Below are 16,521 nucleotides of genomic sequence, written 5' to 3'. Positions count from 1 at the left end.
AATAAGGAATCATTCATGCCTCGGGACACTTGAATTTCATTAAATTAAAAACAAAAAAGCAAATGATCCTGTCACTGAATCATTTGCCATTTTTGTTTTTTATATTCTTTATGACATATACCGCTTCCGAAGAACATGGAACTTAAATTTATCTGCTCTAAAATAATTTTGAGAATATAATATCGGTTGATCATTTTGATCATAATGTGTTTGGTTTAGTAAAAGTAAGGCTGATCCTGCATCTGATTCAAGTAGCTCTGATACTTTTTCATGAAATCCAATAGGTTCGATATAGGTTACAGCATGTGTAATCGTCTTGCCAATATCTGTTAAAAATTGAAAAAGTGATTTTGTCTCAAGTACTGAATGATTGCTTAATAAATCATAAGGAACTCGGTCTAAACAATACACCACCGGTATGTCATCAGCTGTGCGAAGCCTTTCAATCTGAAATACTTGGTCAAGGGTTGGTAGCCCAAATAATTCTTGGTCTTCTTCTGTTGCTTCTAGTACGGAATCAGATAAAAAGATCGTACCCGGCTCCATATTCGCCTTACGGATCATATCTGTCACACTAGATAATTCTTCAATTCCAGCTGTTAGCATTGGTTTTGAGTTCACAAAAGTTCCAACTCCATGTCTACGAACAACCAATCCCTCATCCTCTAAGAGTCGTAGGGCTTCTCGTAAGGTTGCACGACTGACACCTAACTGTTTCGCTAGCTCAAATTCAGATGGAAGCTGCTTTCCCTCATCATATTTCTCTATATCTTGCCGCAACCTGTCAATCACTTGCAAATACAGCGGTCTGTAATCCGTTTTGATCACAGTTTCTCCCCCCATTCTCTTGTTTGCAGCTTATGAAGAAGATGCTTCATCCTCAGGTTTAGCTGAAATCAGCACTTCACGTGGTTTGCTTCCTTCATATTTTCCGACAATCCCTCGTAGCTCCATCTCATCGATTAATCTGGCTGCACGAGTATAACCAATTCTAAATCGGCGCTGGAGCATTGAAACAGAAGCTGTGTTCATTTCTACAACTAAATCAACCGCAGATAAATACAATTCGTCCTGAACTTCTGCCTTTGGTACTTCTGCTTCTTCTGTTGGTGTCATCTCTTCTTGGTACTGAGCTTTTTGTTGAGAAATCACAAAGTTTACTACTTCTTCTACCTCTTCGTCTGATAAAAATGCACCTTGTATACGCGTAGGCTTGTTTGCACCCACCGGTAGATAAAGCATGTCTCCTCTTCCAAGTAATTTTTCAGCTCCACCAGAATCAAGTATGGTTCTTGAATCTGTTTGAGACGACACGCCAAATGCGATACGTGAAGGAATGTTCGCTTTAATGACACCTGTTATGACATCAACAGATGGTCGTTGCGTTGCTATAATCATATGAATACCTGAGGCTCTGGCCATTTGTGCCAAACGAGCAATGGAATCCTCTACGTCTCCGGAGGCGACCATCATAAGATCAGCAAGCTCGTCCACTACTACCACAATGTATGGTAAAAAGGGTTGCTTCGCATCTCCTGTTTCGTTTTGCTTTCTAATTAATTCGTTATAACCTTCTAAGTTCCTTGTTCCACTATGTGAGAAAAGGTCATATCTTCTTTCCATTTCTGCAACGACTTTTTTAAGAGCCTGCGATGCTTTTTTCGGCTCCGTTACAACTGGCGTTAAAAGATGTGGAATTCCGTTATATACATTTAACTCAACCATCTTTGGGTCAATCATCATGAGCTTTACTTCATGAGGTTTGGCTTTCATTAAGATACTGGTAATGATGCCATTGATACATACACTTTTTCCGCTACCCGTCGCTCCCGCTACAAGTAAATGCGGCATCTTGTGAAGAGGAGCAAGTACAGGTTCACCAGAAATATCGCGTCCGAGTCCGACAGACAATACATGCTCATCTGCTTTTGAAGGTGTAGAATCCAACACTTCTCTTAAAGAGACAATGGCTACTTCTTTGTTTGGCACTTCTATGCCAATAGCTGACTTACCCGGAATGGGTGCTTCAATCCGGATATCCTTTGCAGCAAGAGCTAAGGCGAGGTCATCCGCTAGATTAACGATCTTGCTCACTTTTACTCCGATGTTCGGGTTCACTTCGTATTTTGTAACGGCTGGTCCTAAATGAACCTTTGTCACACGTGCTTTCACACCAAAACTGTCTAACGTTTGCTCGAGCTTCCTCGCATTTGATGTCAGCAACTGCTTTTCTTGGTGCTGTCCTGGTGAAGAAGCTGCTTTTAGTAGTTCGTATGAAGGTAATATGTAGGATTCATTTGTTTCCCCCGCTGTGACTAGTGAAGCAGTTACAGTGTCTTCCTCTGTTGATTTATTACTCTTTTTAGAATCACTCTCTATTTTCACAGGATCTTTTGTAGTCTTGCGCTCTGATGGCTGTTCTTGGTATGCATTCTGCGAAAAATCCACAATTTCAGGAATTTCAGCTTGTCCCGATTCTTCAGACTCTTCCTCGGTCACCTTACGTGACGTTCGTGTCGGACGAATTTGCTCAGGTGTAGCTTCTTGTTTCTGTTGCTCCTTCTTCTTTTCTTCTCTACGTGCACGTTCTTCTTTCATCTTTTCTTTAGACTGTTTACTCCACTGCATTCCTTCTTTAAATAAAGAGCTGATGAAATCAATAAATCCAAGATACGATTTTCTAAATCCTTTGCCAAGTAACTCCGCGACGGAACGTCCGGTGATAAGGATTACGCCAATTACCATTAAAATGATACATAGAAATACCGTTCCACCACTTGCAAAAAGAAAATGACTAACGGCAAAGGCAACGGCACCTATCATCCCCCCGCCAAGCTCTCCGCCCGTTTGATTGCCACTTGCTTCAAGCCAAAAAAGGTGCCATGTGTTTCGTATAACTGATGTATCAGAAAAGCCACTTTGTGCGCCAAGAGATTGAAATAAACTCCAGTGCCCAAGTAGTGCGAGAGATAGCACAATAATATAAAATCCTGCCATTCTCCTTGACCAAAACGCTGGCTTCGCTCGCTTAAACATTATGTACAATGAAACAACAAGTAGCCCAATGGCCAAGAGAAAGAACCATTCTCCTAGAAAAAAACGAAACAAACGAACAAAAGCCTCGCCTACACTGCCTAACCTCGCCAGTGTTACAACGGCTACTACGAGTAAACTTAAGCCCACAATTTCGTAGGTCAGCTGCGACTTCCAATTGGTCTTCTTTCGTTTTTTGCGTCTAGCCATAATACGGTCACCCTTTTATTCATTCATCTAACTCATATGAATAAGCAGCCATAAGGCTGCTTATCATGTATTCGATGGCTATTATTATAGCATAATCCATTAGACGTACGAGCAATTAAATTAGATGATTTGCATCAATTATTGCTCCAGGAGAAAATTGATCTTGCAGATAGAGACCGACGTCACCTGCAACAAGACGAACCACTCTAAATCGTCCGTCTTGAAGTGGTTCAACAACAAGCTGGCCCCCATTTATCGGAATCGTTTGTTGATTGGAAAATTCCTGATCCGTTGGTGGAAAGATTTCATCGTAAGGAGTCATTGTGTATAAGATCATTGAACCATCTCTCCCTGTTTATTCTCCTCAATCAGTTGATTTAACTTTTTCATTGCACGACCGATGCCACCTACTTCATTAATCAATCCGTAATCAACTGCGTCGGTTCCAATCACATTGGTTCCAATATCTCTTGTTAAATTTCCTTTTGAAAACATAAGCTCCTTGAACTTCTCTTCAGTAATATTTGAGTGTGCCGTAACAAACTTAATCACACGTTCCTGCATTTTGTCTAAGTATTCAAAGGTCTGAGGGACACCAATAACCATTCCGGTTAAACGGATTGGGTGGATGGTCATCGTCGCTGTCTCTGCAATATACGAATAGTCAGAGGCAGTAGCAATTGGAACACCGATGGAATGTCCGCCACCAAGTACTAAGGTTACTGAAGGCTTTGACATGGACGCAATCATTTCTGAGATGGCAAGTCCTGCTTCCACATCGCCTCCGACTGTATTTAAAATAATGAGTAGTCCTTCAATCTTGGCGTTTTGCTCTGCAGCTACAAGTTGTGGAATAATATGCTCATATTTTGTTGTTTTATTTTGAGGGGGTAATTGCATATGTCCCTCAATCTGTCCGATCACGACAAGACAATGAATATTGGACGCTTCCATCTCTGGCACATTTGTTTGACCTAGATCTTGAATCTTTTCAACTAATGATGATTTTTTTTCACCATTCGGCTGTTGTTCCGTTTTTTCGTTCATAACATCCACTCTCCTTATTCGTTACATACACGTAGTATGTTCGGAAGAAAGAGGGCTCATGCGTTAGCTCTTAGCAAAAGGAAAGGCAAATGATTCAATTTAGAATCATTTGCCTCTTTTGTTTCCTATTTACTCTTATCATACTTCCATAATAATCGGAAGGATCATTGGACGTCTTTTTGTTTTCTCATACAAATGCCTGCTTAGTCCTTCTCTTACGTTACTTTTTAGTGAAGACCACTCACTTACTTTTTCAGACATACACTTTTTAAGGATGCCACTGACAAGCTCATTAGCATCTTCAAGTAGCTGCTCTGATTCTCTCACGTAAACAAATCCTCTGGAGATAATGTTTGGTCCAGATTCAATGGTTCCTGTTTTCTTGTTTAACGTAACAACGACAACAAGGATTCCGTCTTTTGACAGCAATCTGCGATCACGTAAAACGATGTTTCCAACGTCTCCAACTCCTAAGCCGTCGATTAAAACATTACCTGAAGGAATTTTGCTTGCGCGACGAGCTTGTTTGTTTGTGAACTCAATCACTTCGCCTTTTTCAATGATAAAGATGTTTTCATCAGGAATACCTACACCTAGACCTAATTGACGGTGAGCATGTTGCATTCTAATTTCTCCGTGAACAGGCAGGAAGTACTTTGGTTTCATTAGATTTAACATGAGCTTTAGCTCTTCCTGACTACCGTGGCCTGATGCATGGACTTTTGAAGAACCATATACCACATCTGCTCCAATTCGGTGCAGCTTATCAATTACGGCTGAAACTGATTTTTCATTACCAGGAATCGCTGATGCTGCAATGATCACTGTATCATAGGCGTTAATCGTTATTTGACGGTGAGCACCTTTTGCCATACGCGTTAACGCTGACATCGTCTCTCCTTGACTACCTGTTGTTAAAATAACAATCTGTTCAGGCTTGTATTTGTTTACTTCATCTAATTCAATGATTAAATCCTTCGGAGGGCTTAGGTAGCCTAAACGTGTAGCAATTGAGATCACTCGAATCATACTTTTTCCAACGATGGCAAGCTTACGATGTGCTTTAGATGTTGCCTCAATAATCTGTTGAATTCTATGCACATTTGATGCAAATGAAGTCACAATCAAACGTCCCGTTGTTTTTTGGAACACTTCCGTAATCCCTACACCGACTTCTGATTCTGATTTGGTTGTACCTGGACGCTCTGCGTTAGTACTATCAGAAAGCAGGCAAAGAACACCTTTATGTCCGATGTTAGCCATTTTACCGATATCTGCTTGTTTCCCATCAACTGGGGTTTGATCAAATTTAAAGTCACCTGTATGTACAATCGCGCCTTGTGACGTTTCAACACATACTCCTACGCAATCCGGAATACTGTGGCTTGTCCGGAAAAAGGATACAGATGTTGATCCAACTTTGATTCTGGATTTAGCATCAATGGTTTTTAGTTTTACAGAACGTAAGATCCCTGCTTCTTTTAACTTTTCTTCAACAAGACCAAGCGTTAGTTTCGTTCCATATACGGGCACGTTTACTTTTTTAAGTACGTAAGATAATCCGCCAATATGGTCCTCATGACCGTGTGTTAAGATAATTCCCTTCACTCGGTCGGCTTGCTCCGTTAGGTAAGTGATGTCAGGAATGACAATGTCTACACCCAGCATATCGTCATCTGGAAACATTAACCCCGCATCAATAATAATAATGTCCTCGTCTACTTCTACCCCGTACATGTTCTTTCCGATTTCGCCTACGCCACCTAGGGCAAATACGCGAATTTTCTCATTAATCTGCTTCGACAATGGTCTTTCCTCCTATACATATATACACATCAATAATTCAAGTCAATATCGGCTTCCTCGATAGGTTGCCTGGTCGATTCCGTTCCCCTGTTCATACAATTGATCTTTCACTTATCAATCCTAGATAAGCACCCGAACGCATCACTTAAATTCAGTATACCTTATTTTTCTAATGAAAGACAAGATAGAACCATAACTAACAAAAAACCTGACTACATCGAGTCAGGTTCAACGAATTACTCAAAAAAGGAATCAACCATCGCTTTTTCTTCTAAAGTAAGTGGCACCAATGGTAGTCTTGTTCCTCCGGTATGGAGTCCAATCTGTGTGAGTCTATGTTTCACGCAAACTGGATTAGGTGTTAAAAATAAAGCTTTCATCTTAGGAAGAAGCTGAAGATGTAGGGTTGCTGCACGCTTAGTATCTCCTGATGTAAATGCCCCGACCATCTCTTTCATTTCATTCCCTAACACATGTGCGGCAACCGATACCACTCCGCGAGCCCCAATTGAGAGCGCCGGTAAGGTTAACGAATCATCTCCACTATAAACGGTAAATTGCGCATCCGTTCCATCAATGATCGATGCCATCTGCTCTAAGTCACCACTCGCTTCCTTCATCGCAACAATATTCTCGATTTTAGAAAGAGTGATCACTGTTTCATCAAGCATATGTGCACCTGTTCGATGCGGAACATTATACAGCATAATTGGTAGAGATACATTTGCTGCTAGTTCACTGAAGTGCGCAATCATACCCGCCTGATTTGGACGATTATAGTAAGGAACAACAGCCATGATCGCATCGGCTCCTAGTCTCTCAGCGTGCTTTGAGAGTTCGATTGAAGATGCGGTGTCGTTCGTTCCAGTCCCTAATATAACAGGAACTCTTTTATTTGTGTGCCGAATAACAAGTTCAAAGAGCCTTAGCTTTTCATCTGTTGTGAGTGTTGGAGATTCTCCTGTTGTACCAGCTACAACAAGTGATTCTGTACCCGTAGATATCAAATGGTCGATTAATTCGGCACTAGCTTTTAAGTCAAGCTCTCCTTTTTCATCAAATGGAGTGACCATGGCAGTTACAATCTGACCGAAGTCCATCTGTTCACTCTCCTTCAGTTCCGGATAACAATTCTTGTCCGAGTCCTGCTTTCTCAAGTTGAAACATATGATGAAGTGCATTAACTGCTTTGCTCATATCTTCATTTTTCACGAGTACCCAAATGGTTGTATGTGAATCTGCGGATTGTAGGATTTGAATATTTTCAGCAGATAGTGCGCTGACAATCTTCGCTGTGACACCAGGAACGCCTGTCATTCCTGCTCCAACAGCAGAAACCTTTGAACAATTCCGTTGTACTTCAGGTTTGAAACCTAGCTTAGTTAATGTTTCAATGGCTCGATCAGCTGCCGTATCCATCACTGTGTAAACAACGCCACTTGGTGAAATGTTAATAAAGTCAACACTGATCTTTGCCATCGCCATTGATTTAAATACTTTTTCCTGAACATCATATTGACCTTCATGTGCAGCTACTTTGATTTGTGTAACATTCGCTAAATGAGCAATACCTGTAATGAGTTGCTCCTGAACATCACTTCCCGCACCACTTGCATTCATCGTTGTGATTAACGTACCTTTTTTGTCTGAGTACGTAGAACGGATATGAATTGGGATCTTCGCTTGCATCGCAATTTCTACTGCACGCGGATGAATGACCTTGGCACCTTGATAGGCCATGTTACAAATTTCATTGTAGGTCATGACTTCAAGAGGTCTTGCTTTTTCAACGATGCGGGGATCTGCAGTCATAACCCCTTCCACATCTGTAAAGATGTCGACCCATTCTGCATTCACTGCGGCAGCTAATGCAGTTGCTGAAGTATCACTTCCACCACGACCAAGTGTTGTTGTTTCGCCTGTTTTTGATTGCCCTTGGAAACCTGCTACAACAAGTACATCGTGATGAGCAAGCAGTCCGTGCAGATGGTCAGATTTCATATCAAGAATTTTCGCATTCGAAAATTCGTCATTGGTACGAAAACCCGCTTGCGCACCTGTCATCGCTCGAGCTTTTAGCCCATAGGATTGTAAGAGATCACTAAAGACCACTGAAGAAATCACTTCTCCACATGAAACCAAAAGGTCCTGCTCACGCTTTTCAAGGTCAGTACTCGCTAAGCCAAGTAGTGTGTCTGTCGCATAGGGGTCGCCAGAACGTCCCATGGCAGACACCACAACGATAACCTTTAATCCGTTTTCTACTGCTTTTCGAACATGATTTGCTGCGAGTTTTCTTGTTTGATCATTTTTAACGGAGGTTCCTCCGAATTTTTGGACGATTAATTTCATAGCTCACACTCTTCTTATGATAATAGATCTTGCTGAATAAGAGATTCAGCGATCTGTACTGAATTTAGTGCCGCACCTTTTAGTAAGTTATCAGAAACTACCCAGAAGTGGTACCCATTTTTACGATCAAGATCACGACGGATACGACCAACAAACACATCATCCTTGCCTACAGCGTGTGCAGCCATTGGGTAGACTTGATTCGCTGTATCATCTTGAAGAGTGACTCCTGGTGCATCAGCTAGTAACTCTTTTAAATCAGCAACTGACAGTCCTTCTTTTTCTGTCTCAATGTAAACAGATTCTGAATGACCTGTCTCAATTGGAAGACGAACGCAAGTCGCTGCTACTTCAAGCTTAGCCATATTCATGATTTTTTTTGTTTCGTTAATCATTTTCATTTCTTCATACGTATATCCGTTTTCTTGGAACACATCAATTTGCGGAATCGCATTAAATGCAATTTGATAATGCTTTTTATCTCCACCAACTGGAAGGATTTCTGGTTTTGCTTCTTTTCCTGCAAGAAGATCAGCGGTTTGTGTTTTTAACTCGTCTACTGCTTCAAGCCCTGCACCTGACACAGCTTGATATGTTGAAACAACGACTTTCTTCAAGCCAACTTTTTGACGAATTGGTTCAAGAGCCGCAACCATTTGGATGGTTGAACAATTTGGATTTGCAATGATGCCTTTATTCCATTCAAGATCTTTTGGATTAACCTCTGGTACAACTAGTGGTACATCTGTATCCATACGGTAAGCACTCGTATTATCAATCACAATGGCTCCTCGTTTTACTGCTTCTGGAGCTAATGCTTTAGAAACAGAACCCCCTGCACTGAATAAGGCAATTTGAACACCTTCAAACGATTCAGGAGTGGCTTCTTCCACTATATATGTTGTTCCTTTGAAAGAGAGCTCTTTTCCTGCCGAACGCTTTGAAGACAATACCTTTAAGCTTGCAATAGGAAACGCTCTTTTTTCAAGAGTTGCAAGCATTTGTTGTCCTACTGCACCTGTTGCTCCAACTACTGCGATATGATAACCATTTTTTGACATGAATCTTTCTCCCTTCCCATCCAACAAGTTCATATTCTCTTTGGCATAATGCCTATACTCTATTAAACTTTACGGGAAAAAGGATTTTTGTGCAACCTCCGCTGACTAATCTCGATACTTTTCAACAATGACAGGCTGAATTTGCTTTGATTCAAGTGCGGCTTCAACCGTAGCTGGGAGTGCTTCCATTCTTGCAACCATTGACGTTGGCTTCTTATCAGGAGCATCTTGACCAAATGGGATGAAGTAAATGTGCTTAGCTCCCATTAACTTCATAATATTCACCCCGTTTAATCCAAGTGCATCATTTGTTGAGATTCCGAGGACAACAGGCTTCCCATTTCTGAGGGTTGCTTTCGCTCCCATTAATACTGGATTATCCGTTAGTGCATTCGCGAACTTACTTGCGGAATTTCCTGTTAAAGGGGCAATCACCATGCAGTCAAGTGGTGTGGTTGGACCAAATGGTTCGGCCTTAACAATCGAGTTTACTAAAGGTTCAGGTGTGATCTCTGCGATCTGACGTAACCAGTCTTCACTGTCACCAAATTTTGTATCTGTTGTTTCTACAGTATAACTCGCAAAAGGTGTAACCTTTGCTCCTAGTTCAACAAGCTTTTTCATTTGTGGAAGTACTTCGCTGTACGTACAATGTGAGCCCGTTAAACCAAACCCTATGTGTTTACCTTTTAAATTCATGATGCGTCCTCCTCATCGTCACTTTTCAGTTGATCAGCAAGAATCGTAGCAAGTATTTTTCCAGCTGTTTTTGGTGCAACAATTCCTGGCATACCTGGTACCAGCATCGCTTTCATACCTCGTTTTTCAGCATATCTGAAATCTGTGCCACCTGGCTTAGAAGCCAGATCAATAATAAAAGCATGAAGTGGCATTTCAGCGAGAACTCGAGCAGTAATCATCCGCGAAGGAATGGTGTTTATACAAATATCAACATCTCTTAATTCTGTTAAGATATGTTTTGTATGAAATGGTTTTAATCCCATCTCGCTTATTCGTGCAAGTAAGGCAGAATCATGTGCCCCTACCTTTACATTCGCTCCAACCGCATCAAAACTTCTAGCAATGGTCATGCCGATTCTACCTAATCCAAGAACGGCCACATTTGCACCGTGAATTGTAAAATCAGTATGTTGAATTGCCATCATTAAAGCCCCTTCAGCAGTAGGAATTGAATTAAAGATAGCCACGTCATCACGCTCCATTAATCGTACAAGAGGGCGCTTGGCTTTTTGATGAAGTTGATCCAAAAAATCATTGCTTATGCCCGTATAGATCGTACAATGCGTTGGCGTTTTTTCAAGCTGGTCAAGCGTCAGTGAGAGTGTTTCATTAGAAAAAACCGTCTCAATCCAACCATCAGCACTCATACCGCTGACGGGCAAAATAATGGCATCAACCGTTGTCCAATCGAGGTCATCTAATATAATTTTTGAAGCTCCTATAAACCCGTCATCCAGCTGCTCAAAGCCGGCGAGCGAAATTTTTGCGTCTAATGTAGATAATGTACGAATAATCTCTAAATGTCTGGCGTCTCCGCCTATTAATAAAATATGTTTATCTGTTAACACACAAACCCTCCTTTTTGAATAATGCCACCAGTCTCTATGCCTGCACATATTGACTTATGTCTAGTTCAGTTATCTGCATTCATCATATGTAGGGAGCCCTAATCAGTGAATCCTTCTGAAATGAAAAAATGTGCCACCTGGGGTTCCTCCCAAATGGCACATGTTCACCTATTCAAGTAATTGCGTTATGTTGGTACGGATCCAACATCAATGATAATCATGTCTTCCCCAATCTTCTTTATTTGTTGCCAATAAACGGTCACAACCTGTTCCTTTTTTCCAAATTGAAACCACCGTGAAGTAGGGATCATAAATGCTGTAATCTCACCAGTTTCTTCATTAATTAAAAGATCCGTCTGCCCTAAAACACCTAACCGTTCCCCTTTTTGGTAGTCTACAATTTCTTTACTTGAAATTTCACTAAGCCTCATCTTCACCTCTCCCCTCACAACGTTTGTTTGTATACCCTATGAGATGCCAACCAAAAAAAGACCAGTCCAAATGTGGACTGATCTTTGTTGTTACCCCTTTAATGCTTGTGGCCATTCACCTGTTGTACTAACAAGAGATATAGCAGGTTTGGAAGTTAAAATGTGCGTAGCCAACTCATTCACAGAATCGAGTGTGACACGATTGATTTCTTCTAACATTTCGTCAAGGGACTTATGATTTCCAAGCATAAGCTCGTTTTTTCCATTACGGCTCATTCGACTGTTTGTACTCTCTAAGCTAAGCATTAAGCTTCCTTTAAGCTGTTCTTTCCCGTTTTTTAATTCTTTAGCAGACATTCCGTGAGATGCCATTTCTCCCGTAGTATGATGGACAGCATCCACGAGCTCGTCTAATTGAGAGATTCCGGTGCCTGCATAAACGGTTAATAATCCACTATCAGAAAAGGAGGAGTGATAGGAGAATACAGAATAGCATAGTCCTCTCTTTTCACGGATTTCTTGGAACAAGCGACTACTCATGCTTCCACCAAACGTATTATTTAAAAGAACTAATGAATAGATAGATGGATCTTCAATTGATAAGCCGTCATATCCGATACATAAATGGGCTTGCTCTGCATCTTTTGCACGAATTCTTTTTTCTTGTACAAACTCAGGAACCGTTAAAATATGACTCTCTTTTAGTGTAGCATCAGTTGGCTTCACTTTAGAGAACGTTGTTTTTAATTGCTCAATTAGTTCATCATTCACATTACCAGCAACAGAGATGACTACATAATCCCCTGTGTAGTAACGATTCATATAGGAGCGTAGATCATCTGATTTAAATGATGCGAGTCGCTCATCCGTGCCTAAGATTGGATATGCTAACGGATGATTCCCATAACACGCCTCACTTAGTAGTTCGTGAACCAGGTCATCTGGTGTATCCTCGACCATGCGGATTTCTTCTAAAATAACATTTTTTTCTTTTTCCAGTTCAACTTCATCAAATGTGGAGTGAAAGAACATATCCTGCAATACATCTAGAGCAATGCCTGCATGCTCATCAAGTACTTTTGCATAGTAACATGTATATTCTTTTGAAGTAAACGCGTTAACCTGGCCACCTATTTGGTCAAACGCTTCAGCGATATCATGCGGTGTTCTCGTTTCTGTTCCTTTAAACAACATATGCTCGAGCAAGTGAGACAAGCCATTCTCTTTCTCTGTTTCATGTCTAGAACCTGCTCCAACCCAAATGCCCATTGAAACCGATCGAACGGTTGAGAGTGGCTCTACAATCATTCGAACGCCATTTGGTAAATCAATCTTCTGTATCAATCTCTGACCCCCTACTTTTGTCCGTTGGCTTCGGAAACTCTGTTCGCGTTTCAGCTAACAAGTCGGACACCGTACCAATTTCAAATCCTTTTTCTTTAATACCTGCTAGCAGCTGTTCTAACCCTCTAGCTGATGAATCAGTTGGATGCATTAAGATCATTGCACCAGGATGTACTTTTCCAAGCACTCGCTGAACCATTTCCTGTGGTTGTGGTTTTCGCCAATCCACCGTATCAACAGACCATAAAATGGTATGCATGTCTTGTTTTGATGCTTCTTCAACAACTGTATCTGAAAAGCTTCCACTCGGTGGCGCAAACCACTTAGGTGTCACGCCCAATGTGGCATCAATGACATCATTTGTTCGCTCCAGCTGATCAATGATTTCTGCTTTTGAGATGGTTTGCATATCTGGGTGAGAGTATGCATGGCTTCCTATTTCATGACCTTCTTCATAGATCATTTTTGCTACGTTCGGATTATTATGAACCCACGACCCGTCCAGAAAAAAGGTGGACTGGACATCGTAACGTTTCATTGTTTTTAAGATATCAGGAATGTATTCATTTCCCCAAGCAACGTTTACAAGTAGGCTAACCATTTGCTTTTGATCGTTACCTCGGTAGATGGGAGAGGGAGGAAGGTCATCTAAATGCACGTTAGGCTCAACTTCTTTAAATACAAGCAAACTTGCATCAAATTCTCCAAGTTCCTTCATCTTATCATACGATTTTTGAACGTCAACCTGTACACCATTTAATCCAGGAACAGCCTTCCACACTTTATCTACTTTCGCATCCTCCGGAGGAATTGAATATGCCTTAGCTTCTTCTATTATCTCTTGATAAAGAGCGTCCTCTTTGGTCGAGACGGCTTCTGCCTGTGTCTGTCTAATTGCATCAACATATGAAAGTGAAAATGGATTTTGTAATGCTCCAGCTGTTAAAAGAACCAACAATATGACTAATCCACAATGCATGATACCTTTTTTCATAACAAAACCTCCTCAACACCGAATGTATGCAAGAGGAGGACAAGGTAGAACGATGAACATACGAAAAAGACTGGCACAAATCCAGTCCTTCTTGTTTTGTTACTTATTGTTTTGCTTCAGCTTGTTTCTCTTTCTCTTCTTTTAAGATTACTTTTCGAGAAAGGTTCACGCGCCCTTGGTTATCAATCTCAGTTACACGTACTAAGATCTCATCACCCATTTTCACAACGTCTTCTACTTTACCAACTCGTTCTTCAGCAAGTTGAGAGATGTGAACTAAACCGTCTTTTCCTTTAAATAGTTCAACAAAGGCACCGAATTTCTCAATTCGTTTCACTTTACCAAGATATGTCTCGCCAAGTTGGACTTCGCGTACAATATTCTCAATAATTTTACGTGCTTTATCGTTCATCTCTTTTTCAGTAGATGAAATGTAGACTGTACCATCTTGCTCGATATCAATCTTAACGCCTGTTTCTTCAATGATTTGATTAATTATCTTACCACTTGGTCCAATCACATCACGAATCTTATCAGGATTAATTTTTAGCGTCATAATCTTAGGAGCATATGCCGAAAGATCTGTACGGTGCTCACTGATGGCTGATAGCATGTTTTCAAGAATAATCATACGACCGCGTTTTGCTTGAGCAAGTGCTTCTTCTAAAATCGTACGATCAATCCCTGAAATCTTAATATCCATTTGCAAAGCAGTGATTCCGTCTTTAGTACCCGCTACTTTAAAGTCCATGTCTCCAAGTGCATCTTCCATGCCTTGAATATCCGTTAAAACACTAACATGCTCTTCGTGTTTTACTAGACCCATGGCAATACCGGCTACAGGTGCTTTAATTGGAACCCCAGCATCCATCATTGCAAGTGTGCTTGCGCAAATACTTGCCTGTGACGTTGAACCGTTAGACTCAAGTACTTCAGATACTAAACGAATCGTGTACGGGAAGTCCTCTTCAGAAGGGATAACGGCTTCAAGCGCACGCTCACCTAATGCTCCATGCCCAATCTCACGACGGCCAGGTGCACGAATTGGACCTGTTTCACCTACGCTGAATTGTGGGAAGTTATAGTGGTGCATGAATCGTTTAGACTCTTCTAAACCAAGACCATCAAGAATTTGTACATCTCCTAATGCTCCCAACGTACAAATACTTAGTGCTTGAGTTTGTCCACGTGTAAACAATCCCGAACCGTGTGTTCTTGTTAAGTAATTAACCTGAGAAGAAAGTGGGCGGATTTCATCAATAGCTCGTCCATCTGGACGTACTTTTTCTACAGTGATTAAGCGTCTAACTTCTTCTTTTACAAACTTTTGAAGAATTTCTTTTACTTCAGAAATAGATACTTCCTCGTCATCTTCAAACGGTTCAATTGTCTTTTTAATCACTGCGTCAATTGCTTCTTGACGAGCATGTTTTTCTTGAACTTGAACAGCTTGTTTCAACTCAGCCTCAGCCATTTCACGAATCTTCGCTTCAAGCTCTGCATCCGTTGTACGTAGAACGACTTCTTTTTTCTCTTTACCAACTTCGGCAACCACTTTCTCTTGGAAAGCAATTAACTTTTTGATTTCATCATGACCAAACATGATGGCTTCAAGCATTAATTCCTCAGAAAGCTCCTGTGCTCCTGCTTCAACCATGTTAATGGCTTCTTTTGTTCCAGCAACTACTAAGTTTAAGTCACTTTTAGCTAATTGATCTGTTGAAGGATTAATAATAAATTCTTCATCCATTCGACCAATCGTTACACCCGCAATTGGACCTGCAAAAGGTATATCAGAGATTGATAAAGCCATTGAAGAACCGATCATAGCAGCCATCTCAGATGATGCATTTAAATCTGAACTCATAACAATACTGATAACTTGTACTTCATTACGGAAGCCGTCTGGAAACAACGGTCTAATTGGACGGTCGATTAAGCGACTTGTAAGTATAGCACGCTCACTTGGACGACCTTCTCGTTTAATAAATCCACCGGGGATTTTTCCAGCTGCATATAAGCGTTCCTCATAGTTCACAGTAAGTGGGAAGAAAGGAAGATCCTTTGGTTCCTTTGACGCTGTAGCTGTAGATAGTACGGCAGTGTCTCCATAACGAACAAGTACTGCACCGTTTGCTTGCTTAGCAAGTTGACCCGTTTCAACTGTCAAAGTGCGTCCTGCCCATTCCATTGAAAATTCTTGTTTACCTTGTTCCATTTGCGCGTACTCCTCTCTTGCACAGAATAAATGACGCTCATCCTAGTATGACCAGCATCTGTGATGAGCATAATTATGATTTTACAAATTAACATCTAACCAAGAAAAAAGCGGGAACAAGTCCCCGCTTTTTGTCATGTTTATCGGCGTAAGCCAAGCTTGTCAACTAGATCACGGTAGCGCGTTACGTCTTTATTACGTAGGTACGTTAATAAGTTACGACGCGAACCAACCATTTTCAAAAGACCACGTCTTGAATGGTGATCCTTTTTATGAGTACGTAAATGCTCATTAAGTGTGTTGATTTGCTCTGTAAGGATAGCCACTTGAACCTCTGGAGAACCAGTGTCCGTGTCATGCGTTTTAAATGTAGCAATTAGCTCATTTTTACGCTCTTGTGATAATGCCATCCTATTCACCTCCTTTAGATTATATC

Annotated in this window: 15 protein-coding genes; all 15 read right to left on the bottom strand. The window is 41.0% G+C overall.

Going from position 1 to position 16,521, the window contains the following annotated elements:
* Positions 1-108 precede the first annotated feature (108 nt).
* The gene (locus ACQKKO_RS14765; protein WP_498648461.1) at positions 109-828 is read right to left on the bottom strand and encodes a GntR family transcriptional regulator; all 720 of its coding nucleotides are present in this window, start codon (positions 826-828) and stop codon (positions 109-111) included.
* Between the two features lie 30 nt (positions 829-858).
* Entirely contained in the window at positions 859-3,243 is a 2,385-nt protein-coding gene (locus ACQKKO_RS14760; protein ID WP_498648459.1) for an FtsK/SpoIIIE family DNA translocase, read from the bottom strand.
* Positions 3,244-3,358: 115 nt separating this feature from the next.
* On the bottom strand, positions 3,359-3,580 hold the full coding sequence (locus tag ACQKKO_RS14755) for a YlzJ-like family protein (protein ID WP_498648457.1): 222 nt from the start codon (positions 3,578-3,580) through the stop codon (positions 3,359-3,361).
* The gene (locus ACQKKO_RS14750; protein ID WP_498648455.1) at positions 3,577-4,290 is read right to left on the bottom strand and encodes a ClpP family protease; all 714 of its coding nucleotides are present in this window, start codon (positions 4,288-4,290) and stop codon (positions 3,577-3,579) included. The genes ACQKKO_RS14755 and ACQKKO_RS14750 overlap by 4 nt, the downstream gene beginning before the upstream one ends.
* 138 nt (positions 4,291-4,428) lie before the next feature.
* Positions 4,429-6,096: a ribonuclease J gene (locus ACQKKO_RS14745; RefSeq protein ID WP_498648453.1), complete on the bottom strand. Its 1,668-nt coding sequence runs from the start codon at positions 6,094-6,096 to the stop codon at positions 4,429-4,431.
* Positions 6,097-6,332: 236 nt separating this feature from the next.
* The gene (gene dapA / locus ACQKKO_RS14740; RefSeq protein ID WP_498648451.1) at positions 6,333-7,196 is read right to left on the bottom strand and encodes a 4-hydroxy-tetrahydrodipicolinate synthase; all 864 of its coding nucleotides are present in this window, start codon (positions 7,194-7,196) and stop codon (positions 6,333-6,335) included.
* 4 nt (positions 7,197-7,200) lie between these two features.
* Entirely contained in the window at positions 7,201-8,448 is a 1,248-nt protein-coding gene (gene dapG / locus ACQKKO_RS14735; RefSeq protein WP_498648449.1) for an aspartate kinase, read from the bottom strand.
* 14 nt (positions 8,449-8,462) lie between these two features.
* Entirely contained in the window at positions 8,463-9,509 is a 1,047-nt protein-coding gene (locus ACQKKO_RS14730) for an aspartate-semialdehyde dehydrogenase (RefSeq protein ID WP_498648447.1), read from the bottom strand.
* A gap of 105 nt (positions 9,510-9,614) precedes the next feature.
* Positions 9,615-10,208, bottom strand: coding sequence for a dipicolinate synthase subunit B (locus ACQKKO_RS14725; RefSeq protein WP_203087189.1), 594 nt, complete (start codon positions 10,206-10,208; stop codon positions 9,615-9,617).
* Positions 10,205-11,098, bottom strand: coding sequence for a dipicolinic acid synthetase subunit A (dpaA, locus tag ACQKKO_RS14720; protein ID WP_498648445.1), 894 nt, complete (start codon positions 11,096-11,098; stop codon positions 10,205-10,207). The genes ACQKKO_RS14725 and dpaA overlap by 4 nt, the downstream gene beginning before the upstream one ends.
* Positions 11,099-11,283: 185 nt before the next feature.
* Entirely contained in the window at positions 11,284-11,529 is a 246-nt protein-coding gene (locus ACQKKO_RS14715; protein WP_498648443.1) for a YlmC/YmxH family sporulation protein, read from the bottom strand.
* A 90-nt stretch (positions 11,530-11,619) separates the two neighbouring features.
* Entirely contained in the window at positions 11,620-12,873 is a 1,254-nt protein-coding gene (locus tag ACQKKO_RS14710; protein WP_498648441.1) for a M16 family metallopeptidase, read from the bottom strand.
* Entirely contained in the window at positions 12,857-13,867 is a 1,011-nt protein-coding gene (locus ACQKKO_RS14705) for a polysaccharide deacetylase family protein (protein WP_498648439.1), read from the bottom strand. Before ACQKKO_RS14705 ends, ACQKKO_RS14710 begins: the two co-directional genes overlap by 17 nt.
* 103 nt (positions 13,868-13,970) lie before the next feature.
* Positions 13,971-16,085, bottom strand: coding sequence for a polyribonucleotide nucleotidyltransferase (gene pnp / locus ACQKKO_RS14700; protein ID WP_498648436.1), 2,115 nt, complete (start codon positions 16,083-16,085; stop codon positions 13,971-13,973).
* Between the two features lie 140 nt (positions 16,086-16,225).
* Positions 16,226-16,495 carry a 30S ribosomal protein S15 gene (rpsO, locus tag ACQKKO_RS14695; RefSeq protein ID WP_203087194.1) on the bottom strand — a complete coding sequence of 90 codons (270 nt, stop codon included), beginning with the start codon at positions 16,493-16,495 and terminating at the stop codon, positions 16,226-16,228.
* Positions 16,496-16,521: the final 26 nt, after the last annotated feature.

Source organism: Alkalihalobacillus sp. NPDC127517, assembly GCF_050276055.1.
In the GTDB taxonomy this organism is placed as follows: domain Bacteria; phylum Bacillota; class Bacilli; order Bacillales; family Bacillaceae_D; genus Alkalicoccobacillus.
The sequence above is the reverse complement of the archived record's forward strand: the minus strand, read 5'-3'. Positions and strand labels throughout refer to the sequence as shown.

What these genes read in the sequence shown, in the direction of transcription:
- ACQKKO_RS14760 (WP_498648459.1), bottom strand. Translation starts at nt 3,243, where the DNA reads ATGGCTAGACGCAAAAAACGAAAGAAGACCAATTGGAAGTCGCAGCTG.
- ACQKKO_RS14755 (WP_498648457.1), bottom strand. Translation starts at nt 3,580, where the DNA reads ATGATCTTATACACAATGACTCCTTACGATGAAATCTTTCCACCAACG.
- ACQKKO_RS14750 (WP_498648455.1), bottom strand. Translation starts at nt 4,290, where the DNA reads ATGAACGAAAAAACGGAACAACAGCCGAATGGTGAAAAAAAATCATCA.
- dapA (WP_498648451.1), bottom strand. Translation starts at nt 7,196, where the DNA reads ATGGACTTCGGTCAGATTGTAACTGCCATGGTCACTCCATTTGATGAA.
- dapG (WP_498648449.1), bottom strand. Translation starts at nt 8,448, where the DNA reads ATGAAATTAATCGTCCAAAAATTCGGAGGAACCTCCGTTAAAAATGAT.
- ACQKKO_RS14730 (WP_498648447.1), bottom strand. Translation starts at nt 9,509, where the DNA reads ATGTCAAAAAATGGTTATCATATCGCAGTAGTTGGAGCAACAGGTGCA.
- ACQKKO_RS14725 (WP_203087189.1), bottom strand. Translation starts at nt 10,208, where the DNA reads ATGAATTTAAAAGGTAAACACATAGGGTTTGGTTTAACGGGCTCACAT.
- ACQKKO_RS14715 (WP_498648443.1), bottom strand. Translation starts at nt 11,529, where the DNA reads ATGAGGCTTAGTGAAATTTCAAGTAAAGAAATTGTAGACTACCAAAAA.
- ACQKKO_RS14705 (WP_498648439.1), bottom strand. Translation starts at nt 13,867, where the DNA reads ATGAAAAAAGGTATCATGCATTGTGGATTAGTCATATTGTTGGTTCTT.
- pnp (WP_498648436.1), bottom strand. Translation starts at nt 16,085, where the DNA reads ATGGAACAAGGTAAACAAGAATTTTCAATGGAATGGGCAGGACGCACT.
- rpsO (WP_203087194.1), bottom strand. Translation starts at nt 16,495, where the DNA reads ATGGCATTATCACAAGAGCGTAAAAATGAGCTAATTGCTACATTTAAA.